22 protein-coding genes are annotated in these 25,142 nt (G+C 64.4%); 11 read left to right on the top strand and 11 right to left on the bottom strand.

Annotated elements, in window-relative coordinates:
- Positions 1-18: 18 nt before the first annotated feature.
- Both QA649_RS02975 and QA649_RS02980 read right to left on the bottom strand, forming a co-directional pair.
- Positions 19-690 (bottom strand): OmpA family protein, encoded by a 672-nt coding sequence (locus QA649_RS02975; RefSeq protein ID WP_283022894.1) that lies wholly within the window; start codon positions 688-690, stop codon positions 19-21.
- Between the two features lie 150 nt (positions 691-840).
- Positions 841-2,385 carry a caspase family protein gene (locus QA649_RS02980; RefSeq protein WP_283022895.1) on the bottom strand — a complete coding sequence of 515 codons (1,545 nt, stop codon included), beginning with the start codon at positions 2,383-2,385 and terminating at the stop codon, positions 841-843.
- 399 nt (positions 2,386-2,784) lie between these two features.
- On the opposite strand from QA649_RS02980, the gene QA649_RS02985 reads away from it, so the two are divergent.
- Positions 2,785-3,591: an N-acyl homoserine lactonase family protein gene (locus QA649_RS02985; protein WP_283022896.1), complete on the top strand. Its 807-nt coding sequence runs from the start codon at positions 2,785-2,787 to the stop codon at positions 3,589-3,591.
- A gap of 197 nt (positions 3,592-3,788) precedes the next feature.
- Here the strand turns inward: QA649_RS02985 and QA649_RS02990 are convergent, their stop codons facing one another.
- The 3 genes from QA649_RS02990 to QA649_RS03000 form a co-directional block, all read right to left on the bottom strand.
- The gene (locus QA649_RS02990) at positions 3,789-4,817 is read right to left on the bottom strand and encodes a cytochrome C-binding protein (RefSeq protein WP_283022897.1); all 1,029 of its coding nucleotides are present in this window, start codon (positions 4,815-4,817) and stop codon (positions 3,789-3,791) included.
- A 140-nt stretch (positions 4,818-4,957) separates the two neighbouring features.
- Positions 4,958-5,677, bottom strand: a complete 720-nt coding sequence (locus tag QA649_RS02995; protein WP_283026241.1) for a methyltransferase domain-containing protein — start codon at positions 5,675-5,677, stop codon at positions 4,958-4,960.
- A gap of 84 nt (positions 5,678-5,761) precedes the next feature.
- Positions 5,762-6,304: a MarR family transcriptional regulator gene (locus QA649_RS03000; RefSeq protein ID WP_283022898.1), complete on the bottom strand. Its 543-nt coding sequence runs from the start codon at positions 6,302-6,304 to the stop codon at positions 5,762-5,764.
- A gap of 110 nt (positions 6,305-6,414) precedes the next feature.
- Here QA649_RS03000 and QA649_RS03005 point away from each other — a divergent pair, with 110 nt between their 5' ends.
- The 5 genes from QA649_RS03005 (at position 6,415) to fahA (ending at position 12,091) form a co-directional block, all read left to right on the top strand.
- Entirely contained in the window at positions 6,415-8,031 is a 1,617-nt protein-coding gene (locus QA649_RS03005) for an FAD-dependent oxidoreductase (protein ID WP_283022899.1), read from the top strand.
- 8 nt (positions 8,032-8,039) lie between these two features.
- Positions 8,040-8,264: a DUF2783 domain-containing protein gene (locus QA649_RS03010; RefSeq protein ID WP_018646238.1), complete on the top strand. Its 225-nt coding sequence runs from the start codon at positions 8,040-8,042 to the stop codon at positions 8,262-8,264.
- A gap of 18 nt (positions 8,265-8,282) precedes the next feature.
- The gene (locus tag QA649_RS03015; protein ID WP_283022900.1) at positions 8,283-9,239 is read left to right on the top strand and encodes an MBL fold metallo-hydrolase; all 957 of its coding nucleotides are present in this window, start codon (positions 8,283-8,285) and stop codon (positions 9,237-9,239) included.
- 2 nt (positions 9,240-9,241) lie between these two features.
- Complete coding sequence (gene hmgA / locus QA649_RS03020) at positions 9,242-10,588, top strand: homogentisate 1,2-dioxygenase (RefSeq protein ID WP_283022901.1); 1,347 nt, start codon at positions 9,242-9,244, stop codon at positions 10,586-10,588.
- A gap of 228 nt (positions 10,589-10,816) precedes the next feature.
- Entirely contained in the window at positions 10,817-12,091 is a 1,275-nt protein-coding gene (gene fahA / locus QA649_RS03025; protein ID WP_283022902.1) for a fumarylacetoacetase, read from the top strand.
- Positions 12,092-12,326: 235 nt separating this feature from the next.
- Here fahA and QA649_RS03030 read toward each other — a convergent pair whose 3' ends face one another.
- Both QA649_RS03030 and QA649_RS03035 read right to left on the bottom strand, forming a co-directional pair.
- Positions 12,327-12,638 carry a DUF1272 domain-containing protein gene (locus QA649_RS03030; protein ID WP_283022903.1) on the bottom strand — a complete coding sequence of 104 codons (312 nt, stop codon included), beginning with the start codon at positions 12,636-12,638 and terminating at the stop codon, positions 12,327-12,329.
- Positions 12,639-12,711: 73 nt separating this feature from the next.
- Entirely contained in the window at positions 12,712-13,191 is a 480-nt protein-coding gene (locus QA649_RS03035) for an Lrp/AsnC family transcriptional regulator (protein ID WP_026312495.1), read from the bottom strand.
- 121 nt (positions 13,192-13,312) lie between these two features.
- Between QA649_RS03035 and hppD the strand changes: the two genes are divergently transcribed.
- Positions 13,313-14,431, top strand: coding sequence for a 4-hydroxyphenylpyruvate dioxygenase (gene hppD, locus QA649_RS03040; RefSeq protein ID WP_283022904.1), 1,119 nt, complete (start codon positions 13,313-13,315; stop codon positions 14,429-14,431).
- Between the two features lie 184 nt (positions 14,432-14,615).
- On the opposite strand, the gene QA649_RS03045 is transcribed toward hppD, so the two are convergent.
- From QA649_RS03045 to QA649_RS03060, 4 genes are all read right to left on the bottom strand, one after another.
- On the bottom strand, positions 14,616-15,725 hold the full coding sequence (locus QA649_RS03045) for a CaiB/BaiF CoA-transferase family protein (protein WP_283022905.1): 1,110 nt from the start codon (positions 15,723-15,725) through the stop codon (positions 14,616-14,618).
- A 256-nt stretch (positions 15,726-15,981) separates the two neighbouring features.
- Positions 15,982-16,782 carry a xanthine dehydrogenase family protein subunit M gene (locus tag QA649_RS03050; protein WP_283022906.1) on the bottom strand — a complete coding sequence of 267 codons (801 nt, stop codon included), beginning with the start codon at positions 16,780-16,782 and terminating at the stop codon, positions 15,982-15,984.
- A 15-nt stretch (positions 16,783-16,797) separates the two neighbouring features.
- Entirely contained in the window at positions 16,798-19,140 is a 2,343-nt protein-coding gene (locus QA649_RS03055) for a xanthine dehydrogenase family protein molybdopterin-binding subunit (protein ID WP_283022907.1), read from the bottom strand.
- An 85-nt stretch (positions 19,141-19,225) separates the two neighbouring features.
- Positions 19,226-19,711 (bottom strand): (2Fe-2S)-binding protein, encoded by a 486-nt coding sequence (locus tag QA649_RS03060; protein ID WP_018646247.1) that lies wholly within the window; start codon positions 19,709-19,711, stop codon positions 19,226-19,228.
- Positions 19,712-20,407: 696 nt separating this feature from the next.
- Between QA649_RS03060 and QA649_RS03065 the strand changes: the two genes are divergently transcribed.
- The 4 genes from QA649_RS03065 to QA649_RS03080 all read left to right on the top strand — a co-directional run bounded on the left by QA649_RS03065 (position 20,408) and on the right by QA649_RS03080 (position 25,035).
- Positions 20,408-20,857, top strand: coding sequence for a carbon monoxide dehydrogenase subunit G (locus tag QA649_RS03065; RefSeq protein ID WP_283022908.1), 450 nt, complete (start codon positions 20,408-20,410; stop codon positions 20,855-20,857).
- A 283-nt stretch (positions 20,858-21,140) separates the two neighbouring features.
- Positions 21,141-22,856: a PQQ-dependent methanol/ethanol family dehydrogenase gene (locus QA649_RS03070; protein WP_283022909.1), complete on the top strand. Its 1,716-nt coding sequence runs from the start codon at positions 21,141-21,143 to the stop codon at positions 22,854-22,856.
- A gap of 154 nt (positions 22,857-23,010) precedes the next feature.
- Positions 23,011-24,189: a transporter substrate-binding domain-containing protein gene (locus QA649_RS03075; protein ID WP_283022910.1), complete on the top strand. Its 1,179-nt coding sequence runs from the start codon at positions 23,011-23,013 to the stop codon at positions 24,187-24,189.
- A 153-nt stretch (positions 24,190-24,342) separates the two neighbouring features.
- Positions 24,343-25,035 (top strand): response regulator transcription factor, encoded by a 693-nt coding sequence (locus QA649_RS03080; RefSeq protein ID WP_283022911.1) that lies wholly within the window; start codon positions 24,343-24,345, stop codon positions 25,033-25,035.
- Positions 25,036-25,142 lie beyond the last annotated feature (107 nt).

The following is a 25,142-nucleotide window of genomic DNA, read 5'->3' on the forward strand; positions in this document are numbered from 1 at the left end:
CAAAGGATTACGTCGCGCTTACTTCGAGGCCGTGGTCTTGTTTTCCATGTTGACCACCTGCACGCGGCGGTTGACCTCGGCCATCGGCTGGCTCGGGTCCTTCAGCTTGCTCTTGCCGTAGCCGACGGTGACGAGGTCGGTCGCCGAGATGCTGTACTTCTCGACGAGGTAGCGCTTGATCGAATCCGCGCGGCGCTCCGACAGGTCCTGGTTGTAGCCCTCGCCGCCGGCGGCGTCGGTGTGGCCGGCGACCACGAAGGTCGAGCCCTTCAGGTCGGGGCTTGTCAGCGCGCGGCCGAGCGCCTGCACCGAGGGCATCGACTTGGCGCTGATATTGGCCGAGTTGTAGTCGAAGGTGATCTCGAGATCGATGTTCGGCTTGTCCTTGGCGACGGACGCGATCTCCTCGCGCTCGGTCGACGACAGCGAGCGCGTCGAGCGGCCGCGCACGGACTGGATCAGCTTGGTCTCCGCTGCGTTCGGCGCGGGATCGGCCTGCGGGGCCATCGAGAGGCCGCGGGTCAGCGGCTTCTTCGCCGGCGGCGCCAGCGCGCGAAGGATCTCGTCCTCGGTGACGTTCTTGCTGTTGCCGTCATCGCCGGCGAATGCGGGGGCGGCCGGCAGCGACAGTGCCGCGCCGATGGCCATGATGGACAGGATTGCGGTCAGTCCCTTTGCAGCCAATTTCATAGCTAGTCCCTCCTGCGCGCAGCCGTGCCCGCGCGGTTCCAAAATTTCTGCAATAGGCCCCCCGGGAAAGGCCGCCTGCGGCATCCGAGCGTTAGTCTTCCGAAGGCCGCCAAGGGTTCGAGGCGTCGGCGGCCTCAACCCAAAAAAATACTAGCGTACTCCGTAGCTTGCGAACTCCTGAACGATGTTCGGATCCATCGCCTTGGCATTGGCAATGTCGAGCGCGCCTTCCTGGGCGGAGCCGTTACGCTGCTTGGCGAGGCCGCGGCCGTAGAGCGAGGAGGTCAGCCGCGGATTGATCCTCAGGGCCGCGTCGAAATCGGCGATCGCGTTCTTGACCGCGCCCGACTTCAGATTGACGAGCCCGCGGCTGTCCAGCGCATCGACGAAGTTCGGCCGCAGCCGCAACGCCTCGTTGCAATCCTTCAGCGCACCCTGGAGATCGCCGATCACGGTACGGGTCCAGCAGCGGTTGTTCAGCGCCTCGACATCCTTCGAATTGATCCGGAGCGTGTCGTCGAAATCCTTGATGGCGAGGTTGTAGGCGCCCTTGCTGGCATAGACCTGGCCGCGCCGGTACAGCGCGTTCACGTCGTCAGGATTGGCCGCGATCTTGGCCGTCAGGCCCTTGATGGTGGGATCTTCCGCCAGGACGGCCGCGCTCGGCCCGCCATCCGCGTTCGGTGCGGGCGCGGGATCGGCCGGTTTCGCCGGCGGTGGCGGTGGCGGCGGGGGCAGCGCGGCCTCGACCTGCGGCTTCGGCGACGGGGCCGGTGCGGGCGCAGGCGGAGGGGCAGGCGCAGCAACATTGTCAGCCGGCTTCGAGGGCGCGGGCGGCGCCGGCGGTGACGGCGGCGCGGGTGGTGCCGGCGGCGGGTTGTTGGCGACGACGGGCGGCGCAGGCGGCGGGGCCGTCGTGGTTGTCGTCGGGCGCGACCCGGCGGCGCCCGGAATGAAGGAGAAATCCTCGGCCAGCGAGGAGGAGATCCACGGCACCTGCTCGCCGCGCGAGGCGCGGGTGACGCCCATCTTGGTGCGGTTCAGCGTCTCCTCGGCCATCAGGTCGGGGACGCGGATCTCCTTGAGCAGTTCCTGCACGAACAGGCTGTGCTCGCCGCCGGCGTCGGAGACCACCGAGGCCAGCGCTGCCGAATACATCACCAGCGTGCCGTTCGGCGCGATGACGGGCGTGAGGCCCGCCGAGAAGCTGCGGAACCGGCGCTCGAACGGGTTGCGCCTGGAGGCATCGATCAGCGCGATCTTGACGCCGGCGCCGCGCGTGTTGAGCTCGCCGAGCACAGTCTCGAGGCTGAACCCGTCGCGGCGCACGTCGGATTCGGTCCAGATCTGCGCATCGACCGGCAGCATGTAGCTCTGGCGTGCCGACTGGATGCCGAAGCCGCTGAAGAACACCAGCGCCACCGAGCCCGGCTTGATCTTGCCATAGAGCTTGTCGAAGGCGCGGCGCATGCCGTCGCCGGTCAGGTTCTCGCCGATCTCGACCGAGAAGCCGTCGCGCTTGAGCTCATCGGCGATGTCGCGCGCATCGTTGAGCGGTTCCTTCAGCGGAGCATCCGCATCCGGATATTTGGCGTTGCCGATGACCAGCGCATAGCGGTCGCCGGCCGCCAGCGATGGCGCAGTCGGGACGAGCGAAACGAGCAACGGGAGAAGGAAAAGAAAGCGAATTTTCATAATCAGCGCGGTCCAGCCAAAAAGGCGCCGTTCCAGCTTGCGCCGCGGCGACCTTAACTTACGCTCTATGCATTATCAAACCGGGGGGAGGGGGCGTCAACCTCTTGGAGATTCGGCATTATCGCGGCGATTGACCGCAACGCAGGGGTGCGCGGTAGCGGGATGAACGGGCTGTCATGTTTGGTTCGACCCGACCTGGTTGGGCATGGCAGCGGCCATGTTTGCGGCAGTCATGTTAGGGGACTGATGTTAGGGGACTCATGGCGACGAAAATGTGATTGGTCTCACATTGCAGGCCCGCGGTCGTCGCAAGCCCCGGCTGTTTGACCTTTGCGGCGGACGATGGCTTGGTGCGTCCGCTCGCTCAGCTCCCCTCACAAAAAAGCAAAGCCAAGAGCCATGGGAAACGTCTACGAAATCTACGCGCTGCGCTATGCGACGATGTCGCCACGCACCCCCAGCATGAACTTCCTGGCGCCCGATCCGCATGACAGCGCGGCGCAGGATCTCGACTATTTCGTCTGGCTGATCCGAGGGTACGGGCGCGACATCCTGGTCGATACCGGCTTCAATGCCGAGGAGGCGAGCGCGCGGGCGCGCAAGCTGACGCTCAATCCGGTCGATGCGCTGGAGCGCTTTGGTGTTGCGGCTTCGAGCATCCGCGACGTCATCGTGACGCATCTGCATTACGACCATGCCGGCAATCTCGATCGCTTCCTGAATGCGCGCTTCCATCTGCAGGAGCGCGAGATGGCTTACGCGACGGGGCGGTGCATGTGCAACGGACTGCTGCGACATCCGTTCTCGGTCGAGCACGTCACGCAGATGGTTCGCCATGTCTATGGCGAGCGCGTCACGTTTTATTCTGGCGACGGCGAGGTCGCGCCCGGCGTCACCGTGCACCGTGTCGGCGGCCATTCCGACGGCTTGCAGGTGGTCAAGGTCGAGACCGCGCGCGGGCCCGTGGTACTGGCGTCCGATGCCGCGCATTACTACGCCAATCTCCAGCGCCGCAGCCCATTCCCGATCGTCTACAATGTCGGCGACATGGCGCAAGGCTGGGAAACGATCGAGCGCCTCGCCGGCCACCCCGATCGTTTCATCCCCGGCCACGATCCGATCGTGACCGAGATCTATCCGCGCGCCAGCGACAAGGTCGACGCCTGGGCACTGCATCTGCCGCCGACGCGCTCGTTTGCGAAGTGACGCGGTAACGTCATTCCGGGGCGCTCGCAGCGCGACCCCGGAATCCAGAAGTTGTCGCGCGAGATTCCGGGTTCGCGCGCTTTGCGGCGCCCGGGAATGACCACATCAGGTGGATACGCCTGCTTCGCATCCGAGGGCAAAGCGAGCGTCCCGTCATTGCACCCAAACAAAAATTCTGCCGTTGACAGTCGGCCGCTTCATCGCTCGAGCGTGGCGAGATAGGCGGCAAGTGACAAAAAGTCCGCCTCGTTGAGCGTTTTGACCACATCGATCATCGGCTTGCTCTCCGGCCCAGCGCGGAAGCCGTGCCGGTATTCGTAGAGCTGGCGGAAGATGTAGGTTGGCGAGCGCCCCGCGATGCCCGGCACGACGTCGGTGCCGGTCAGCTTCTCGCCATGGCAGCCGGCGCAGGCGATCTCCGGCTTCGCGGCCAGCCCACGACCGGCAGCGACGCTACCGGGCGGCACGTAGGCGGTAAAGCGGACGCGTGCGTCGCGGTTGACGAAGCGGCCAACGTCCGCCGGTGTCTCGATGATGCGCATGCCGATCAGCTCGTATTCATCGCCTTTGGTGACGAAGAACCAGCCGGCGACCGTCGGTTTCGGCACGGTCTCAGTCTCCACCACATCAACCAACTTCTTTGGCTTGATGGCGGCAAAATATTCAGCCGCCGCCTTGATCTCATCGTCGTTCGCTGCCTTCGCGAGCGAGATCATCCATGCTTGCGGAATGCGGTCGGGTAGTGCTGTCGCGCGTTTGCCGCTCCTGTAGTCTTGCATCTGTCGAATAAAATAGGCCACCGGCAGGCCGGCGATGTCGGCGTTCTCCGGACCACCCGTTCCAGAGGCACGATGGCAGAAGCCGCAGGCGTAGACGTCAGGCGCGCGGCCGCTCGCCACCACCGTCGGCATCGCCGGATGGTCACCCGGGTGCCAATCCGGTGCGAGGAAGCGGTCGCGCGTTTGTGGAACTGTATAGCTCGCCGTGCTGTCGGGAACGTGGCGAGGTTGGCCGTCATCGGCCGGCGGCTTGAAGTCAGGCGGATTGTAAGTGTAAGCCCAGAATGGCGGCTTGTCGGTGGGCTGCGCTTGCGCGCCCGCCGCAGATACGAAAATGATGGGCAGTGCAACTAACGCCTGAACGGCCGCTCCCAACCGTGCCATGTTCGCCTCCGTCTTTCGGGCAGCGAAGAGAAATAAACTAGCCCTGAATCCGCGCGGGAACAATTGGCTTGCTTGTTATTGAGGCCGGCCGTCCTGAGACCCGCTTCGGCTCAAAAAGCGCCGGTTTGAGTCTCAACCGGCGACTTCGGTCTGACCGCTTCTTTGGATACGTTCAGCCTCTGAGACGGGTGGCGGGCGAGGTATCAACGAGCGCCGGCAGGATTCCTGCAAGCAACGATATCGCGGGGAGATTTTCGAGCCGCTACCTCCGGCGGAGAGAATACCGCCAAATATCCTCCGTCACCTGCGAGCTTATATGTGGCGATCTCGCGATAGCCGACGGCGGTCAATTCGCAGCGCAAGAGCTCAATTGGGGTGCCATGCTTCGACGTCGGAAGCTCGAGATCGACAATTCCGACCCGCGCACCCTGCTTCAAGGCGGGCGCGAGGTTGTAGAGGAAGGCATAGGGTTGGGCTATCTCGTGATACATGTGCACGAGGATTGCGGCATCCAGCGAGGAAGCGGGTAGACGCGGGTCGTGTGGCTCGCCGAGCGCGAATTGCACGTTCGTCAACTTCAGACGTTCTGTTCGCCTGGCGAGTTCGATGAGGTAATCCCGCGTGACGTCCTGGGCAACGACAGACCCGGCGGGTGCGACGAGGTGCGAGAGCCTGACCGTGTGGTAGCCATCGCCTGCTCCAATGTCGCCGACTGTCATGCCTGGTTTCAGTGCGAGCATACGTGCGATTTGACCGGCCTCATCGAGGGCGTCGCGGCGCTCTTCGGCGGCGCGGCGTGGGCTGACGATCCGTGCAACAGGACGCTGCGGTGAGGGAAACTCGTTTGCAGCGACTCCGGGGGGAGCCAGATAACCTATGTCGGCGGCGTATGCGCGAGTTGCGGCAAGCGCCACAAGGAGCATCGCTATATAAGCCAGTGCCGTTACGGTCCTACCAAGCTTCCTCAACCGGACCCCCAACGCCGACGTCCGCGCCTCTATGAGTCCCTAATACGCCTGCTTCGCGTCGGCCTCTTCGCTGGTCTGGATCAAATCGAGGCTCGTTTCGATCTTGCCGAGCAGGGCCGAGAGCTGCTTGCGCTCCTGCGCGGAGAGGCAGGCGAGGATTTCGTCCTCACGCCGTAGCAATTGCGGGAACAGCTCCTCGTAAAGCGCGCGTCCCTTCTTCGTCAGTTGCAGGCGGAATTCGCGGCGGTCGGCTTCGTTCTCGACGCGCTCGATCAGTTGCTCATTGAGCAGCGTTGTCACCGCGCGGCTGATGGTGGATTTGTGCGTGCGGGTGCATTGCGAGATGTACTGCGCACTGCAGGCATCAACGCGGAAGCCGAGCGTGGCGATCACGCGCCAGGCCGGGATGTCGAGGCCGTGGCGCTCCTGATATTCGACCGACAGCGCGGCGCTGACCTCCGCCGCCAGCCGGTTGAGGCGGAACGGCACGAACTTGAACAGGTCGAGCCGAGCCTTGGGTCGCGGCGAAGCCTCGCCGGGGTCGCGTGTCTTCAGCGCGATGTCGCTGGATGTCCTCGCCAAGGAGAGCGCTCCGATTTCCAGTTGACGGCCGGCCGGCTCCGGTCCAAAATAGTTGCACGTGAGACTATCTAGCAGATCAGTCCTCTTCTGACCAGAGCCGAGGTTAGTGTATGGCGCCGGCCAATACGCATCAGGCCAAAACCCAGTTCGGCTATCGCCGCCACCCCGATCAGGACCGCCCCGGGCCAGGCCCCGCGGAACATCCGGTCGTGATTGTCGGCGCGGGCCCGGTCGGCCTGTCGCTGGCGATCGATCTCGCCCAGCGCGGCCAGCGGGTCGTCCTGCTGGATGATGCCGACCGCATCGGCGAAGGTTCGCGCGCGATCTGCTTCTCGAAACGCTCGCTGGAATATTGGGACCGGCTCGGCGTCGGCGACCGCATGGTCGACAAAGGTGTGGTCTGGAGCGTCGGCCGGATTTTTCACGGCGAATCCCAGCTCTACCAGTTCAATCTCCTGCCGGAAGACGGCCACAAGCGGCCGGCCTTCATCAATCTCCAGCAGTACTACGCCGAGGCCTATCTGGTCGATCGCATCAACGAGCTGCCTGAGATCGACCTGCGCTGGCGCAACAAAGTGACGGCGCTCGAGCAGCGCAACGATTCCGCGCTGCTGACGATCGAAACGCCGGAGGGCGCCTATCGCCTCAATGCGCAATATGTCGTGGCGTGCGACGGCGCGCGGTCCTCGCTGCGGCACATGGTGGGCGCCGAGTTCGCCGGGCAGGTGTTCGAGGACCAGTTCCTGATCGCCGACGTCAAGATGACGGCGGAATTCCCGACCGAGCGCTGGTTCTGGTTCGATCCGCCGTTCCATGCCGGGCGTTCGGCGCTGCTGCACCGGCAGCCTGACGATGTCTGGCGCATCGATCTCCAACTCAATCGCTATGCCGATCCCGTTCTCGAGAAGAAGCCGGAAAACGTGCGGCCGCGGATCGCGCGCATGCTCGGTCATGACAAGTTCGAGTTCGAGTGGATCTCGCTCTACAAATTCCAGTGCCGACGGATGGACCGCTTCATCCATGGCCGCGTGATCTTTGCCGGCGATTCCGCGCATCAGGTCTCGCCCTTCGGCGCGCGCGGCGCCAATTCCGGACTTGAAGACGCCGAGAACCTGTCCTGGAAGCTCGATCGCGTGCTGCGCGGCACCTCGCCCGCGAGCCTGCTCGAGAGCTACCATGTCGAGCGCAGCATGGCCGCGGATGAGAACATCCGCGAGTCCACCCGCTCGACCGACTTCATGGCGCCGAACTCGCATCAGGAGGCGCGGCTGCGCAAGGCCGTGCTGTCGCTGGCCAAGGAGACCGAGTTCGGCAAGCGCATGGTCAATGGTGGCCGGCTCTCCGTGCCTTGCAGCTACGATACGCCGCTGTCGTCGCGCGATGCGGATGCGTGGACAGGTGGTCCTCGTCCCGGCTGTTCCATGCTCGATGCGCCCATTGCAGAGCGGAGCTATCTCACGGATGCCTTCCGCAAAGGTGGAACAGACTTCACCTTACTGTCGTTCAGCAATGGCGCCGCGATCGATGCGCCCGACGGCGTCAAGGATATCCGCATCGGCGGAGAGGGAGGACTTGGCGATCCCTCGGGTCTCGCCGCAAAGCGCTACGACGCCGAGCCTGGTGCGGCCTATCTGCTCAGGCCCGATGGCTACGTCGCGGCGCGCTTCCGGCATCCGACGCGCGAAGCGATTCAGACAGCGCTGTCGCGTGCCGCAGGCTTGAATTGAGGTTTCGCATGCCGCTTTCCACCAGCTCGAACTTCGCACGTCCGGACGACGCCTTCCGCGCCATCGTGGAGGCGCATCGCGGTCTCACCGAGGAGCAGAGCGCCGATTTCGACGCGGCGCTGGTGCTGATCCTCGCCAACCATATCGGCGACATCGACGTGCTGCGGGAAGCGATCGGGCTCGCCAGGCGTCGCATGATCGACGGTCAGCAGCAACAACAGCAACAGCAATAAACCCGTAAGGATGAATTGATGGCGAAGAACTTCGCATCCACCGGCGATCTCTCCGAAAAGAAGATCACCTTCTCCGAGATCGGTACCGATCTCTATGCCTTCACCGCCGAGGGCGATCCGAACACGGCGGTGATCGTCGGCGACGACGGCTGCCTCGTGTTCGACGCGCAGGCGACGCCGGCGATGGCGAACAAGGTGATCGAGCGCGTGCGCACCGTCACCGACAAGCCGATCAAATATGTCGTGCTGTCGCACTACCACGCGGTGCGCGTGCTCGGGGCCTCCGCCTACAAGGCGCAAGGCATCGTCGCCTCGCAGGAGACCTATCGTCTCATCGAAGAGCGCGGCAAGCAGGATTGGGATTCCGAATACGGCCGCTTCCCGCGCCTGTTCCAGGATGCGCAAAGCATCCCCGGCCTGACCTGGCCGACGCTGACCTTCGAAGGCGAGATGTCGATCTATCTCGGCAAGCGCGAGGTGCGGCTGATGCAGCTTGGCGCGGGACACACCTCCGGCGACATCGTCGCCTGGGTGCCGGATGCCGAAGTCATGTTCTCGGGCGACCTCATCGAATACCACTCGGCCTGCTATTGCGGCGATGCGCATCTGCGCGAATGGCCGATGACGCTGAACGAGATCCGCAACTTCAATCCCAAGGCGATCGCGCCGGGCCGCGGCGATGCGCTGAAGGGCACCGCCACCGTGCGCGAAGCCATCGCGATGACGCGCGACTTCGTCACCTCGCTCTATGGCGCGGCCGAAATCTCGGTCGCCAAGGGCCGCACGCTGAAGGAATCGATGGCGGCGACCCGTGAAGTGATGGATCCGAAATTCCACAGCTTCGCCATCTACGAGCACTGCCTGCCGTTCAACGTGTCGCGCGCCTATGACGAGGCGTCGGGAATCGACGACCCCGTGATCTGGACCGACAAGCGCGACCAGGAAATGTGGGCGGCTTTGCAAGGAGGAGGATAGTCATGAACATCAATACCTCGCCTGACCAGATCGTTCGAAGCTCGGCCCAGGTGACGCCGGGCTACATGTCCGGCTTCGGCAACAGCTTTGAGACCGAGGCGCTGCCGGGCGCGCTGCCGATCGGGCGCAATTCGCCGCAACGCTGCGCTTATGGCCTCTATGCCGAGCAGCTTTCCGGCTCGCCCTTCACCGCGCCGCGCGGCACCAATGAGCGCTCCTGGCTCTATCGCATCCGTCCCTCGGTGAAGCATTCGGGCCGCTTCGAGAAGGTCGATGCCGGGCTGTGGCGCTCGGCGCCGTGCCACGAATACGATCTGCCGATCGCGCAATTGCGCTGGGACCCGACGCCGCTCCCGAAGGCGGACGTGACCTTCGTCCAGGGCGTGCAGACCATGACGACGGCCGGTGACGTCAATACGCAGGCGGGCATGGCCGCGCATGTCTACCTCATCACCAAGTCGATGGTGGACCAGCATTTCTACAATGCCGACGGCGAGCTGATGTTCGTGCTGCAGCAGGGCAATCTGCGCCTCGTCACCGAGTTCGGCCGCATCGATGCCGAGCCCGGCGAGATCGTGGTGATCCCGCGCGGCGTCAAATTCCGGGTCGAGATCCCGAACGGGCCGGCGCGCGGCTATCTCTGCGAGAACTACGGCGGCGCCTTCACGCTGCCGGAGCGCGGCCCCATCGGCGCCAACTGCCTCGCCAATGCGCGCGACTTCCTGACGCCGGTCGCGTATTACGAGGACAAGGACACGCCGACCGAGCTGTTCGTCAAATGGGGCGGCTCGCTGTTCAAGACCACCCTGCCGCATTCGCCGATCGACGTCGTCGCCTGGCACGGCAATTACGCGCCCTACAAATATGACCTGCGCACCTTCTCACCCGTCGGCGCGATCGGTTTCGACCATCCCGATCCCTCGATCTTCACGGTGCTGACCTCGCCATCGGAGACGGCGGGCACGGCCAATATCGACTTCGTCATCTTCCCCGAGCGTTGGATGGTCGCCGACAACACCTTCCGTCCGCCCTGGTACCACATGAACATCATGAGCGAGTTCATGGGCCTGATCTACGGCGTCTACGATGCCAAGCCGCAAGGCTTCGTCCCCGGCGGCATCTCCTTGCACAATTGCATGCTGCCGCACGGCCCCGACCGCGATGCCTTCGAGCACGCCAGCAATGGCGAGCTGAAGCCGGTGAAGCTGACGGGCACCATGGCCTTCATGTTCGAGACCCGCTATCCGCAGCGCGTCACGGAGCACGCCGCGAAATCGTCGACGCTTCAGGACGATTACGCCGATTGCTGGAAGGGCCTCGAGAAGCGCTTCGATCCGAGCAAGCCGTAGCGTTCTTCCCCTCTCCCCTTGTGGGAGAGGGTGGCATAGGCGGCCTTCGGCCGCCGTCTTCTAAGTACGCCGATGCTTTGCATCGGCTATGGCGAAGCCGCGAGACGGGTGAGGGGTTCTCTCCGCGAGTGAACCTCTCTCATTTGGACTCGCGGATAGAACCCCTCATCCGGCGCTTCGCGCCACCTTCTCCCACAAGGGGAGAAGGAAGAAAGGACCGGGCCAAAAGTGACAACCCACCCCAACGACCCCAGCCTCCGCTCCTTCATCGAGGTCGATCCCGCCTCCGACTTCCCGATCCAGAACCTGCCCTATGGCGTGTTCTCGACCGCGGCCAATCCGACGCCGCGGGTCGGCGTGGCCATCGGCAATTACGTGCTCGATCTCTGGGAGCTCGAGCAGGACTCGCGGCTCGATGTCGGCCCGCTCGGCGTGTTCTCCGGACCTTCGCTCAATCCCTTCATGGCGCTCGGGCCAAAGGTCTGGACCAGGACGCGTGCGCGGATCAGCGAGCTGTTGCGCGCGGATCATCCGGAGTTGCGCGACAACGAGGAGCTGCGCAAGCAAGCCTTGGTGCCGATGCGCGATGCAAGGCTGCATCTGCCGTTCGCCGTCTCCGGCTACACCGATTTCTATTCCTCGAAGGAGCACGCCACCAATGTCGGCGTGATGTTCCGCGGCAAGGACAATGCGCTGCAGCCGAACTGGCTGCACATGCCGATCGCCTATAACGGCCGCGCCTCCACCGTCGTGGTGTCCGGCACCAGGGTGAAGCGCCCGCGCGGGCAGTTGAAGCCGCCGAATGTGGACGTGCCGAGCTTTGCGCCGTGCAAGCGGCTCGATTTCGAGCTGGAGATGGGCGTCGTGATCGGCCAGCCCTCAGCCATGGGCGGCATGCTCACGGAGAGCCAGGCCGAAGAGATGATCTTCGGTTTCGTGCTGCTCAACGACTGGAGCGCGCGCGACATCCAGCAATGGGAATATGTGCCGCTCGGCCCGTTCCTGGCAAAAGCCTTCGCGACCTCGATCAGTCCGTGGGTGGTGACGCGCGAGGCGCTGGAGCCGTTCCGCCTGAAGGGGCCGGAGCAGGAGCCGGCGCCGCTCGATTATCTCAGGCAGGCCAGGGCGCAGAACTACGACGTCGAGCTCGACGTGTCCCTGCGCGCTGCCGGCACCGACGCGCCCGCCAGCATCAGCCGCACCAGTTTCAAGTACATGTACTGGTCCTCGGTGCAGCAGCTGATGCACCACGCCTCGAGCGGCTGCGCCATGAATGTCGGCGATCTCCTGGGGTCCGGTACGATCTCCGGCCCGGAGAAGAACCAGCGCGGCAGCCTGCTCGAGATCAGCTGGAACGGCACCGAGCCGGTCGAGCTGCCCGGCGGCGCCAGGCGATCGTTCCTGGAAGACGGCGACAGCCTCGTCATGCGCGGCTGGTGCCAGGGCAACGGCTATCGCGTCGGCTTCGGTGAGGTCGAGGGGACGATTGTGGCGGCGGAGTAGGGCGTCGCGCGCTCCGATGCCGTAGGGTGGGCAAAGCGAAAGCGTGCCCACCACAAGCAGATGGTGGGCACGGCGCCGACGCGCCTTTGCCCACCCTACGGCACTGGGAAATTGAAGCGACGCTCTGTCCTCGTTCTCCGTCATTGCGAGCGCAGCGAAGCAACCCAGAATCTTTCCGCGGCGGCAGTCTGGATTGCTTCGTCGCAAGGGCTCCTCGCAATGACGTGGAGAGAGCCTACCGCTTCTCCGGCGGCACGTCGCGCACCCTGGCGCAATGCGCAGCGACGTCCTCGACACTGTACTTCAGATGCACCCGCTTGTCGGATGGCACCTGCCTGGTCGTGCACACGCCCGGCCGCCATTCCTGCGTCGGCCTGATCGGGCGCGGAGCAAAGCCGCCGCCGCAGTTCGGGCAGACGTTGAAGAGTTTTGTCTCGACGCAGGCCGCACAGAACGTGCATTCGTACGAGCAGATCCGCGCATTCACCGCGCTCGGTGGCAGATCGCAATCGCAATATTCGCAGTTCGGTCGAAGCTGGAGGGCCATGGCGGAGTCTCCCGGATTGACCTCGATCATCGCAGACGGCGCTCGACGCGCGAAGGTCGTAGTTCCCTCGATTTCAGCCAGCCTTCAATTCCCTCAGCGGCAGCTTCGCGCTTTCCTTGAGACGGTCGAGCACGATCGAGGAGCGGACATGCGCCACGCTCTGGTGCGGCATCAAGACGTCGTTGACGAGGTTGGAGAGGCCCTTGAGATCGCGCAGCACGGCCTTGAGCACGTAGTCGGCATCGCCCGTGAGCGAATACGCTTCCTGGATTTCGTCGATCCGGTTCACCAGCGCGCGGAAGCGTTTTGAATTGTCCGGCGAGTGGGTCGCGAGCCCGACCTGGATGAAGGCGATCACACCGAAGCCGAGCGCCTCGCTGGAGAGGTCGGCGTGATAGCCCGAGATCACCTTCTCCTCTTCCAGCCGCATTCGCCGCCGCGAGCATTGCGAGGCGGATAGCCCGGCGAGGTCGGCCAGCTCCTGGTTGGTGAGGCGGCCGTCGTCCTGCAGCGCGGTCAGGATCTTGAGGTCGAAGGCGTCCACGGAGATCATGCGTGTTTTGTCCATTTCATGCACGGATCGTGCACACGATAGTCAAATCACGTCCCGTTTGCACGCTCTTTGCGCCCCAGATGAAGGATAGTTCCTGCCGGCAGCCATTTGGGAGAGCAGCATGGGTCCGTTTCCGCACGATGCACCGCCGGCCACGATCAGCGCCGACAATCCGATGGGCACCGACGGCTTCGAGTTCGTCGAATATGCGCATCCCAATCCGGGCGAGCTGCACGCGCTGTTCAAGCTGATGGGCTATGCGCCCGTCGCGCGGCACAGGACCAAGAAGATCACCGTCTACCGCCAGGGCGACATCAACTATCTCGTCAACGAGGAGCCGGGCACCCACGGTTATGAGTTCGTCGCCGCCCACGGCCCCTGCGCGCCGTCGATGGCGTTTCGCGTGGTCGATGCCAAGGCGGCCTATGACCGCGCGATCGCGCTCGGCGCAGAGCCCGCCGATGTGTCATCGGCGCAGAAGACGCTCGACGTGCCCGCGATCAAGGGCATCGGCGGCAGCCTGCTGTATCTCGTCGAACGCTACGGCGCCAAGGGCTCGGCCTATGATGCCGAGTTCGAGTGGCTGGGCGCGCGCGATCCCAAGCCCGTCGGTGCCGGCCTGTTCTATCTCGACCATCTCACCCACAACGTCCATCGCGGCCGCATGGATGTTTGGGCCGGCTTTTATGAGAAGCTCTTCAGCTTCCGCCAGATCCGCTTCTTCGACATCGAGGGCCGCGCCTCCGGCCTGTTCTCGCGCGCGCTGACCAGCCCCGACGGCAAGATCCGGATTCCGATCAACGAGGACGCCGGCGAGTCCGGCCAGATCGAGGAATATCTGAAGACCTATCGCGGCGAGGGCATCCAGCACATTGCCTGCGGCTGCCGCGAGATCCACAGCACGATCGAGGGCCTGCGCGAGGCCGGCCTGCCCTTCATGCCGTCACCGCCCGAGACCTATTTCGAGCGGATCGATGCGCGCCTCCCGAAGCATGGCGAGGACATCGCACGTCTCCAGAAGAACGGCATCCTGATCGACGGCGAAGGCGTGGTCGAAGGCGGCCAGACCAAGGTGCTGCTGCAGATCTTCTCGGCGAATGCGATCGGCCCGATCTTCTTCGAGTTCATCCAGCGCAAGGGCGACGACGGTTTTGGCGAGGGCAATTTCAAGGCCCTGTTCGAATCGATCGAGGAGGATCAGATCCGGCGCGGGGTGTTGAAGGTGGGGAACGCGGCGTAAGAGCGGCGTTGTTGAGTACGCTGCGGCATCAAACACAGTCGTCCTGGCGAAAGCCAGGACCCATTACCCCAGAGCGCGGTCGTCACGCGAACTGGTAACTTCAAACCACGTTCGGTGGTTATGGGTCCTGGCTTTCGCCAGGACGACGACGGAGTGTGGCGCGACAGCGGAGAACTTGCCGCAGCTATCTTCCCGCCCACGCCTTCGTCACCGCCGAAATCTCCGCACCCTCCGGCTCCCGCACCGCCGACGGCGTTCGCGAGAATCTCGGCGCGGGCGCGGGCTGCTTCACGCCGTGGCGCTCGACGAAGACGTTGCGCGCGACCATGTGCGGATGCTTCGTCGCTTCCGACATGGTCAGCACAGGCGCGAAGCAGATGTCGGTGCCTTCCATGATCTTGCACCAGTCCTCGCGCGTCTTGCTCTTGAACACCGCCTTCAGCTTCTCCTTCAGCGCCGGCCAGGCCTTGGGATTCATCTGCGCGTCGAAATCGGCGTCCGTCAGGCCTGCATGCTCGCGCAGCAGCGCGTAGAACTGCGGCTCGATCGAGCCGATCGAGACGAAATGGCCGCAGGCGCATTCATAGACGCCGTAGAAATGCGCGCCGCCGTCGAGGAAGTTCTGGTTGCGGCCCTCGGTCCAGCGCCCCAGCGTGGTCATGTCGAAGAAGAACGACATCAGCGATGCGGCGCCGTCGCACATTGCGGCATCGACCACCTGCCCCTTGCCGGACCTCTGCGCTTCCAGCAGCGCGGCGAGCACGCCGACCACGAGATAGAGCGCGCCGCCGCCGAAATCACCGACCAGGTTGAGCGGCGGCACCGGCGCTTCCTTCGTGCCGATCGCGGCGAGCGCGCCGGTGATCGAGATGTAGTTGATGTCGTGGCCGGCGGCATTCGCGAGCGGGCCTTCCTGGCCCCAGCCGGTCATGCGGCCGTAGACGAGTTTTGGGTTGCGCGCGAGCACGATTTCGGGGCCGAGCCCGAGCCGTTCCATCACGCCGGGGCGAAAGCCTTCGACCAGCGCATCGGCGCTGGCGAGCAGCTCGAGCACCTCTGCGATCGCCGCCTTGTCCTTGAGGTCGAGCTCGATCACCTTGCGGCCGCGGCCCGCCACCGACTTCATGCTCTTCTTCGCGCCGACGCGGTCGAGCGTGACGACGTCGGCGCCCATGTCGGCCAGCATCATGCAGGCGAACGGCCCGGGGCCGATGCCGGCGAATTCGACGATGCGAAAGCCGGAAAGGGGACCGGAGGCGCGGACGGACGAAGTGGGGGCTGATTTATCGAGCACGTTGTTGTTTCCTCGGGTCGCGGGCAAGTGCCGGTGATCCGGCAAACGCCTCACGTTGCTCTTGGGGGCGAGTTAATCGGCTGATTAACTTTTCTCGCCTTCCCGCCAGCGAGGCAAGCGGTTTTCATGCCGCACGGGCAAAATAAAGCGGCGCGCACCGAAGTGCGCGCCGCGGAAAATTTGTGTCGAGGCGCTGGCGTGCTTTATTCGAGCATGATCTTGCCGGAAAACCGCTTCACACTTTTCCGGATCATGCTCAGCCCGCTGCAGCCACCGCGCGCTGCGCCATCACCTTGACGAGGTTGGCGCGGTACTCCGCCGTGCCGTGGATGTCCGCCAGCAATCCGCTCGCCGGAATGTTGACGCTGTCGACCGCCGCAGGCGACCAGTTCGCTTTCAGCGCGGCCTCGATCGCAGGCACCCGCATCACGCCGCTCTGCGACGCCCCGGTCGCGGCGACGCGGATCTCGCCGGATTTCGTCTGCGCGACGAAGACGGCGGTGAGCGCGAAGCGCGAGGCGGGATGCCGCATCTTGGCGTAGCCCGCCTTCGCCGGAACCGGGAACGACACGGCGGTGATGATCTCGCCGTCTTCGAGCGCGGTGGTGAACAGGCCCTTGAAGAAGTCATCCGCCGCGATCGACCGCTTGTTGGTCTTCACGGTGGCGCCGAGCGCGAGCAGCCCGGCCGGATAGTCGGCGGCGGGATCGTTGTTGGCGATCGAGCCGCCGATGGTGCCGCGATAGCGCACGGCGGGATCGCCGATCAGCGACGCCAGATAGGCGAGCGCGGGAATCGCCTGCTTCGCGGCATCGCTGGTCGCCACATCGTAATGCGGCGTGGCGGCCTTGATGGTCAGCGTGTCGCCCGAGGCCTCGACGCCGATCATGTCCTTGATCTTGCCAAGGTCGATGACATCGGTGGGGCCCGCGAGGCGCTGCTTCATCACCGGCAGCAATGTCTGGCCGCCGGCAAGGAATTTCGCCTCGCTGCTCTTGCCGAACAGGCTTGCAGCCTCGTCGACCGAGGAGGCGCGATGATAGGTGGTCTGGTACATCTTCGGTCCTCCTCTTTACGCCGCGTTGATCGTGCGCCACACCCGATCAGGGGTTGCGGGCATTTCCAGATTGTTCTTGCCGATCGCATCCGTGATCGCGTTGATCACGGCCGCTGACGCCCCGATCGCGCCGGCCTCACCGCAACCCTTGATGCCGAGCGGATTGCCCGGGCACAGCGTCGTGGTGTGGGAGAGGTTGAAGGAGGGCACATCGTCGGCGCGCGGCATGGCGTAGTCCATGAACGAGGCCGTGACCGGTTGGCCATTGGCGTCGTAAATGGCGTGCTCGAGCAGCGCCTGCCCGATGCCTTGAACCAGGCCGCCATGGACCTGGCCCTCGACGATCATCGGGTTGATCAGCCGGCCGAAATCGTCGGCCGCGACGAAGTTGACGAAGGAGGTCTTGCCGGTGCCGGCATCGACCTCGAGCTCGCAGATATAAGTGCCGGCCGGGAAGGTGAAGTTGGAGGGATCGTAGAAGGCGCTTTCCTTCAGGCCCGGCTCCATCCCGTCAGGCAGATTGTGCGCGGTGTAGGCTGCGAGTGCCACCATCGGGAAGGCGATGGCCTTGTCGGTGCCGGTCACCTTGAACTCGCCATTCTCGATGACGATGTCGGCTTCCGACGCCTCCAGCGCATGCGCTGCGATCTTCCTGGCCTTGGATTCCATCTTCTCCATGGCCTTCAGGATCGCGGTGAGGCCGACGGCTGCGGAGCGCGAGCCGTAGGTGCCCATGCCGAACTGCACCTTGTCGGTGTCACCATGGACGATCGAGACCTGGCTGATCGGAATACCCAGGCGATCGGCGACGAGCTGGCAGAACGTGGTCTCGTGGCCCTGGCCGTGGCTGTGCGAGCCGGTGAGGATCTCGATGGTGCCGACCGGGTTGACGCGCACCTCGGCCGATTCCCACAGGCCGACGCCGGCGCCCAGACTGCCGACCGCCTTCGACGGCGCGATGCCGCAGGCCTCGATGTAGCAGGACACGCCGATGCCGCGCAGCTTGCCTTGCGACTTCGCTTGCGCCTTGCGGGCGGCGAAGCCGGCATAGTCGATCGCCTTCATCGCGGCATCGAGCGAGGCGTTAAAGTCGCCGGTGTCATAGGCCATGATCACGGGCGTCTGGTGCGGGAACTGGGTGATGAAGTTGGTCCGGCGCAGTGCGGCCGGATCGACCTTCAGCTGCCGCGCCGCAGTCTCCATCAGACGTTCAATGAGATAGCTCGCCTCGGGCCGGCCCGCGCCGCGATAGGCGTCGACCGGCGTGGTGTTGGTGTAGACCCCGATCACCTCGGCATGGATCGCCGGGATATTGTACTGGCCCGACAACAGCGTCGCGTAGAGATAGGTCGGCACTGACGACGAGAACAGCGACATGTAGGCGCCGAAATTGGCGTAGGTCTTCACCTTCAGGCCGACGATCTTGTTGTTGGCGTCGAACGCCATCTCGGCATGGGTGACGTGGTCGCGGCCATGTGCGTCGGTGAGGAAGGCCTCGGTGCGGTCGCCGGTCCATTTCACGGGACGGCCGACCTTCTTGGAAGCCCACAGCGCCACCATCTCTTCCGGGTAGATGAAGATCTTCGAGCCGAAGCCGCCACCGACATCGGGGGCGATCACGCGCAGCTTGTGCTCGGGAGCGATGTTGTAGAACGCCGACAGCACGAGGCGCGCGACGTGCGGGTTCTGCGAGGTCGTGTAGAGCGTGAAATGCTCTTCCGCCGCGTCGTAGTCGGCGATCGCCGCGCGCGGCTCCATCGCGTTGGGGGCGAGGCGGTTGTTGGTGACGTCGAGCTTCACGACGTTGGCAGCCTTGGAGAAGGCGGCGCTCACCGCGCCCTCGTCGCCGATCACCCAGTCATAGACCTGGTTGCCGGGAGCTTCGGGATGAAGCTGCGGCGCGCCGGCCTTGATGGCGGCGTGCATGTCGGCGACGGCGGGAAGCTCCTCGTAATCGACGACGACGGCTTCCGCCGCGTCACGCGCCAGATTCTTGCTGTCGGCGATCACGACCGCGACCGCCTGACCGACGAAGCGCACCGTCTCCGGCGCCATCGCCGGCCATGCGCCCATCTTCATCGGGCTGCCGTCCTTGGAGGTGATGGCCCAGCCGCAGATCAGGTTGCCGACCTTGTCGTCGACGAGCTGCTGGCCGGTGAGCACCGCGACCACGCCCGGCATCTTCAGTGCCGCGGAGGAGTCGATCCCCTTCACCTTGGCATGTGCATGCGGGCTGCGGATGAAATGGGCATGGGTCATGCCCAGCAATTTGATGTCGTCCACATACCGGCCCTTGCCGGTGATGAAACGCTTGTCTTCCTTGCGCACGACGCGCGCGCCGATGCCTTCAACACCCATGTCTGGTCCTCCCGACCGGAAATTGTTTCGACTGCGCTTTCCCTCGAAAGCTGCAGCGGTGGTTCTTTGTTCGAGGCGGGCGGCCTTACTCGGCCGCCTGCGAGACCTTCATGCGCCCGGCCGCATCCAGCACGGCTTTGACGATGTTGTGATAGCCGGTGCAGCGGCAGATGTTGCCTTCGAGCTCCTGACGAACGGTGGCCTCATCGAGCTGGCCGCCGTGACGATGCACGATGTCGATCGCCGACATGATCATGCCCGGGGTGCAATAGCCGCACTGCAGGCCGTGATTGTCGCGGAAGGCGGCCTGCATCGGGTGCAGCTCGTCGCCCTTGGCGATGCCCTCGATCGTGGTGACGTTGGCACCGTCGGCCTGGCCCGCCAGCATGGTGCAGGACTTCACTGCGCGACCGTCCATGTGCACGACACAGGCGCCGCACTGGCTGGTGTCGCAGCCGACATGGGTTCCGGTGAGGTTGAGGTGATCGCGCAGAACGTGGACCAGCAGCGTGCGGTCCTCGACGTCGACGGCAACGGCCTTGCCGTTGACCGTCAGTTTGACTGTAGACACGGCGTACTCCTCCCGAATGTTTGTAGTTATTCTAATTAGAGACAGCGCGAACGGAACTTTGCAACTGGGATTTTGCTGACCGCGCGTCATGGAAAGGTCATCGTGGCGGTCGCCGCAGATGTACGATTCGGTCGCGACATTTCGTGTCGCCACCAGCGCGTGGCGCGACCTTGCAATGAGCTTGCGAAAACGGTGTCCACGTCGTCAGCTGCGGCCCATGCCCAACCGCTATCGCGCGAAGCGCTGGCCTTGAGCGCTGGCCTTGGACGCTGGACTTGGACGTCGCGCGCCTCGCGCGTCGTTTCTCCCTTTGGTGCCTTGTTCCTTGTCGCGAATAGGAGCACGCGCTCACGCCCTTGTAATCGCGATCTTGGTAGTAGGCGGAAGCGGTCTAAGTCATTGATTTTACTTACGGCGATGCAGCAATCCGCTTCCGACAGGCCGCGCCGGCTGGGTGTTGCGGCTCCAACACTCCAGTCCGTCATTCCGGGGCCCGAGCGAAGCGAGGGAGCCCGGAATCCATCGGGCCGCAGAGTCCGCGGGGAAACGGATTCCGGGTTCGCGCCAAGAGGCGCGCCCCGGAATGACATCGAGTGAATGGTCAGAAAAGCAGCTCTAGTACTTCCTGGCGATTGATCGCAGCCGGGCGTCCCCCTAGTCGAGCCGTACAACCAACGGTCAAAAGGGGTGGAAGCGATGCAGATGAACGACAGTCAGCGGATTCCGGCGTCGAAGGCCACGGTGTGGGCCGCGCTCAACGATCCCGATATTCTCAGGCGCTGCATTCCCGGCTGCCAATCGCTCGAGATGGCATCGCCGACGGAGATGACGGCGACCGTGGTGCTGAAGGTCGGCCCGGTGAAGGCGACGTTCAGCGGCAAGGTGACGCTGACCGATATCGATGCGCCCAACGGCTACCGCATCGTCGGCGAAGGCGCCGGCGGCGTCGCGGGCTTCGCCAAGGGCGGCGCGAAGGTCAGGCTGGAAGAAGAATCGCTTGACGTCACCATCCTGCATTACGAGGCCGACGCACAGATCGGCGGCAAGCTCGCGCAGCTCGGCTCACGGCTGATCGACTCGACGTCGCGCAAACTTGCCGCGAACTTCTTCGAAAGTTTCGCAGGTCTGGTAGCGCCATCATCGTGACCGATGCACGCGTAGCCTGATGCAAGCCATCGGATTGCGGCGCGATGTTGCCGTAATCCGACGACGCATTTCGAGCTGAAAAATAAGGGCAAGACGCAAGTCGGGGCAACGAGATGAGCGGCGAAAACCGCCGATGATCTGCACTACTACCTTCCGCCTATACTAAGCGCGAAAAGGCGATGCTGTAATTTCGAACGATGGCTCGCAGACGAACTGCGCATCACGAGCGCAGCGCGCTCAGGCGCCCAACGAGGCGTGCACAACAACATCGCGGAGGGAATACATGACCTTTGGAACGAAGGGCTTCTTGGCCGGCATCTCGATGATTGCGATGCTGGCCGCCACCACAACCGGCGCTCGCGCCAACGAGACCGTGCTCAAGGCGCAATCCGATTCGAACCAGTGGGCCGTCGCCGGCCACGACTACGGCAACACGCGCTTCAGCCCGCTCAAGCAGATCAACACCGAGAACGCCGGCAAGCTGACGCTCGCCTATTCCTTCTCGCTGGCGTCGCTGCGTTCGAACGAATCCTCGCCGATCGTCATCGGCAACACGCTCTACGTTTCGAGCTCCTGGGGCCCGAAATACGTCTACGCGCTCGATGCGGCCACCGGCGCGCGCAAATGGACCTGGGAGCCCGACATTCCCGAGGACGTGCTGCAATACGCCTGCTGCGACGTGAACAATCGCGGCGTCACCTATGCCGATGGCAAGATCTTCGTCGGCCGTCTCGACGGCAAGCTGACGGCGCTCGATGCCGCGACCGGCAAGGCGCTGTGGACGACGAAGGTGGTCGACTACAAGCAGGGGTCGGTCATCACCTCGCCGCCGCTCGTCGTGCGCGACAAGGTCATCACCGGTTTCGGTGGCGGCGAATACGGCGTGCGCGGCTCGCTGCAGGCCTTCGATATCAACACCGGCAAGCAGGTGTGGCAGACCTACACCGTTCCTTCGCCGGACGAGCCCGGTGGCGACACCTGGAAGGGCGACTCCGCCCAGCATGGCGGCGGCGCGGCCTGGCTGGTCGGCTCCTACGATCCGAAGAGCGACACGGTCTATTGGGGCACCAGCAATCCCGGTCCGTGGAACACCGCGGTGCGCTCGACCGGCGATGGCAATTTCGGCAAGCTGACCAACCTCTACACCGCGTCGACGGTGGCGTTCGATCCCAATACCGGCAAGATCAAGTGGCACATCCAGACCACGCCGGCCGATGCCTGGGACTATGACGGCGTCAACGAAGCCGTGCTCGCGGATCTGAAGATCGGCGGCAGCACCGTTCCGGCGCTGATGAAGGCGGATCGCAACGGCTACTTCTTCGTCGCCAACCGTGAGACCGGCAAGGTGTTGTCGGCGGAGAAATACGTGTTCTCCAACTGGGCCAAGAAGTGGGACGTCGCCACGATGCGCGCGGTCGAGGATCCCGACAAGCGTCCCGGGCCGAACCATCCCGCCAAGGACATCTGCCCGAACCTGATCGGCGGCAAGAACTGGCAGCCGATGTCGTTCAACCCGCAGACCGGCCTCGTCTACATCCCGTCCAACAACGTCTGCATGGATTGGTCGGTCAGTGATGTCGCCTACAAGCGCGGCGTGTTCTATCTCGGCGCCGAATTCCCGACCAAGGAAGGTCCCGGCGGTTTCCTCGGCGAGCTCGTGGCCTGGGATCCGGTCGCGCAGAAGAAGGTCTGGTCGATCAAGGAAGACCTGCCGTTCAACGGCGGCACGCTGACCACCGGCGGCGGTCTCGTGTTTGCCGGCAACATCCATGGCGATTTCCGTGCCATCGATGCGAAGTCCGGCAAGGTGCTGTGGAGCAAGAATCTCGGCTCCGGCATCGGCGCAGGTCCAGTGACCTACCAGGTCGACGGCAAGCAATATGTCGCCATCGTCGTCGGCCGCACGGCTGCGCTGCCTGCGTTCCTGGGCGAGGTAGGAAAGAAGATGACGGCCGCAGCTCCCGAGGGCGGTTCGCTCTTCGTGTTCTCCGTCCAGTGACCACTCGCGCGCGTATCCTCTCGAGGTGACGGGATACGCGCGCGCTTTTTCCAGACTTTAGCTGCGGCATCGGCCGATGCCTGATGTCGCAGCACCTGGTTCAACAAGCTCTGGCTCAACAAGCTCCGGCCCAACAACGCTACGGGAGACGAGGATGCGTGCCAATCATTCTGCCATCGGTGCGAGCCGACGCCGCTCCATCTCAGCCTTGCTCGCATGTGCCGCCGCGGTGCTGATCGTTCCGGCCTCGCCGCTGCACGCCGACGAAGCGCAGCCGCTTCGTCTCTGCGCCGATCCGACCAACCTTCCATTCTCGAGCGATAGTCCGTCGCAGCCGGGCTTCTATGTCGAGATCGGGCAGGCCCTGGCGCAGGCGCTCGGCCGGCCGATCGCCTATGACTGGTACAAATCCTATTTCGGCAAGCGCACCGTGCGCGTCACCCTGCTCGGCAAGCAATGCGACGCCATGATCGGGCTGCCGCGGTCCGAGGATTTCATGGGACCGGCCGTGATCTTCTCCAGCACCTTCGCCAAGGAGGGCTATGCGCTCGTGGCCGCCAAAGGGCAGGCCCTCGGCGGCATCGACGGCCTCAGGGGCAAGCGCGTTGCCGTGCAGTTCGCCAGCACCCCGCAAAACCTGCTCGCGAGCCGTGACGACATCCAGAAGGTGACGGTGCTGTCGCCCGAGGAAGGCATGCAGGCGCTCGACCAGGGCATGGCCGACGTGGCCTTCATCTGGGGCCCGGTCGCCGGCTGGCTGAACAAGACCACCTATAACGGCCGCTATCAGATCGAGCTCACCGAAGGCGAAGGCCTGTCATGGGACGCCGCCATCGGCTTTGCGAAGACCTCGACCGAGCTGCGTGATCGCGTCGATGCCGTGTTGCCGCAGCTTCAGCGCACGATCGGCGAGCTCGCGGTGAAATACGGCCTGCCTGCCGGCGCGCCGGTTCGCTTCGGTGCGGTGCCGGCGGGAACGACGACGGGGACGGGAACCGGCGCCGGCGCGACGCAGACCGCCAATGTAGTGGCGACCGAGACCAAGGGCGACGCGGCAGCGCCAGGCACCGACGCCGTCGGCGCGGGCAAGGAGATCTTCAACGGAACCTGTGCGCACTGCCACGGTCCCGATGCGATCCAGAGCGAGCGGAAGATCGATCTGCGGCTGCTGCGTCATCGCTACGGCGACGAGATGCGCGAGAAGTTCTGGATGACCGTGCATGAGGGACGGCCGACCAAGGGCATGCCGGCCTGGAAGGAGGTCTACACCGACGAGCAGTTCGACAGCATCTATTCCTTCCTGCTGACGGTCCAGTCCGAATCGAACGACTGAACGATCTTGACCGAACCCGATCGGGAGGATGTGCTAGCGTCCGTCCGGCACCATCCCGGTGCCGGACGGGTGCCGTATGGTTCTGCCTCTTCCGCTCCAGCGGCGGATGCCTGTACGGTGCAGCATTCGGCGGTGCAGCCCTGTGAACGCGCCATGACCAGCTTCCTGATCATCGACGATCATCCGCTGTTTCGCGAGGCGCTCGGCAATGCGGTGCGTCTGGCCTTGCCGGAGGCGCGGATCTTCGAGGCGATGTCGATCGAGGACGCCCTTCATATCCTGACGGCCGAGCAGGGCGAGGGCATCGACCTTGCGCTGCTCGACCTCCTGCTGCCGGATTCGACCGGCTTCTCCGGCTTTCTGCGTTTGCGCGAGGCCCATCCGCGCCTGCCTGTCGCCATCGTGTCGAGCGACGAGGACCAGCGCGTCGTCCGCGAGGCGCTGGAGCTGGGGGCCGCCGGCTATTTGCCGAAATCGATGTCGAAGCGCGAGCTGGCGCAATCGATCGAGGGCGTGCTGAAGGGATCGGTGTCGGTGCCGAAGGATTTCGTGGCGGCGCCGCAGCGGCGGCGGGCCGAGGCCAGCAAGGCGCTCGAGGTCAAGCTCTCCGAGCTCACGCCGCAGCAGCTTCGCGTGCTCGACCTGCTGCGGCGCGGCTATCCGAACCGGCAGATCGCCCAGGAGCTTCAGCTCGCCGAATCCACGGTGAAGGCGCACATCACCGAGATCCTGCGCAAGCTCGGCCTGTTCAGCCGCAACAAGGCGATCATCGAGATCGGCAAGATGGACTTGCCCGATCCGAAGGCCCGACCCTATGCGCGGGCCGACCGCGGGCGGCCGCAATGATGCGCGATGTCGTGCTTGACCTGGATCAACCCGGTCTGACGCGGCTGAGACATTCTCGTTTCGATTTCGAATCCGGCAATAGTCCAGGCAATAATCAGGGAATGGCT

The sequence above is a fragment of the Bradyrhizobium sp. CB1717 genome (assembly GCF_029714325.1).
In the GTDB taxonomy this organism is placed as follows: Bacteria; Pseudomonadota; Alphaproteobacteria; order Rhizobiales; family Xanthobacteraceae; genus Bradyrhizobium.

Bases quoted from the DNA above. Each gene is read 5' to 3' on its own strand.
- QA649_RS02975 (WP_283022894.1), bottom strand. From the start codon at position 690: ATGAAATTGGCTGCAAAGGGACTGACCGCAATCCTGTCCATCATGGCC.
- QA649_RS02980 (WP_283022895.1), bottom strand. From the start codon at position 2,385: ATGAAAATTCGCTTTCTTTTCCTTCTCCCGTTGCTCGTTTCGCTCGTC.
- QA649_RS02985 (WP_283022896.1), top strand. From the start codon at position 2,785: ATGGGAAACGTCTACGAAATCTACGCGCTGCGCTATGCGACGATGTCG.
- QA649_RS02995 (WP_283026241.1), bottom strand. From the start codon at position 5,677: ATGCTCCTTGTGGCGCTTGCCGCAACTCGCGCATACGCCGCCGACATA.
- QA649_RS03005 (WP_283022899.1), top strand. From the start codon at position 6,415: ATGGCGCCGGCCAATACGCATCAGGCCAAAACCCAGTTCGGCTATCGC.
- QA649_RS03010 (WP_018646238.1), top strand. From the start codon at position 8,040: ATGCCGCTTTCCACCAGCTCGAACTTCGCACGTCCGGACGACGCCTTC.
- QA649_RS03015 (WP_283022900.1), top strand. From the start codon at position 8,283: ATGGCGAAGAACTTCGCATCCACCGGCGATCTCTCCGAAAAGAAGATC.
- hmgA (WP_283022901.1), top strand. From the start codon at position 9,242: ATGAACATCAATACCTCGCCTGACCAGATCGTTCGAAGCTCGGCCCAG.
- QA649_RS03030 (WP_283022903.1), bottom strand. From the start codon at position 12,638: ATGGCCCTCCAGCTTCGACCGAACTGCGAATATTGCGATTGCGATCTG.
- QA649_RS03035 (WP_026312495.1), bottom strand. From the start codon at position 13,191: ATGATCTCCGTGGACGCCTTCGACCTCAAGATCCTGACCGCGCTGCAG.
- hppD (WP_283022904.1), top strand. From the start codon at position 13,313: ATGGGTCCGTTTCCGCACGATGCACCGCCGGCCACGATCAGCGCCGAC.
- QA649_RS03050 (WP_283022906.1), bottom strand. From the start codon at position 16,782: ATGTACCAGACCACCTATCATCGCGCCTCCTCGGTCGACGAGGCTGCA.
- QA649_RS03055 (WP_283022907.1), bottom strand. From the start codon at position 19,140: ATGGGTGTTGAAGGCATCGGCGCGCGCGTCGTGCGCAAGGAAGACAAG.
- QA649_RS03065 (WP_283022908.1), top strand. From the start codon at position 20,408: ATGCAGATGAACGACAGTCAGCGGATTCCGGCGTCGAAGGCCACGGTG.
- QA649_RS03070 (WP_283022909.1), top strand. From the start codon at position 21,141: ATGACCTTTGGAACGAAGGGCTTCTTGGCCGGCATCTCGATGATTGCG.
- QA649_RS03075 (WP_283022910.1), top strand. From the start codon at position 23,011: ATGCGTGCCAATCATTCTGCCATCGGTGCGAGCCGACGCCGCTCCATC.
- QA649_RS03080 (WP_283022911.1), top strand. From the start codon at position 24,343: ATGACCAGCTTCCTGATCATCGACGATCATCCGCTGTTTCGCGAGGCG.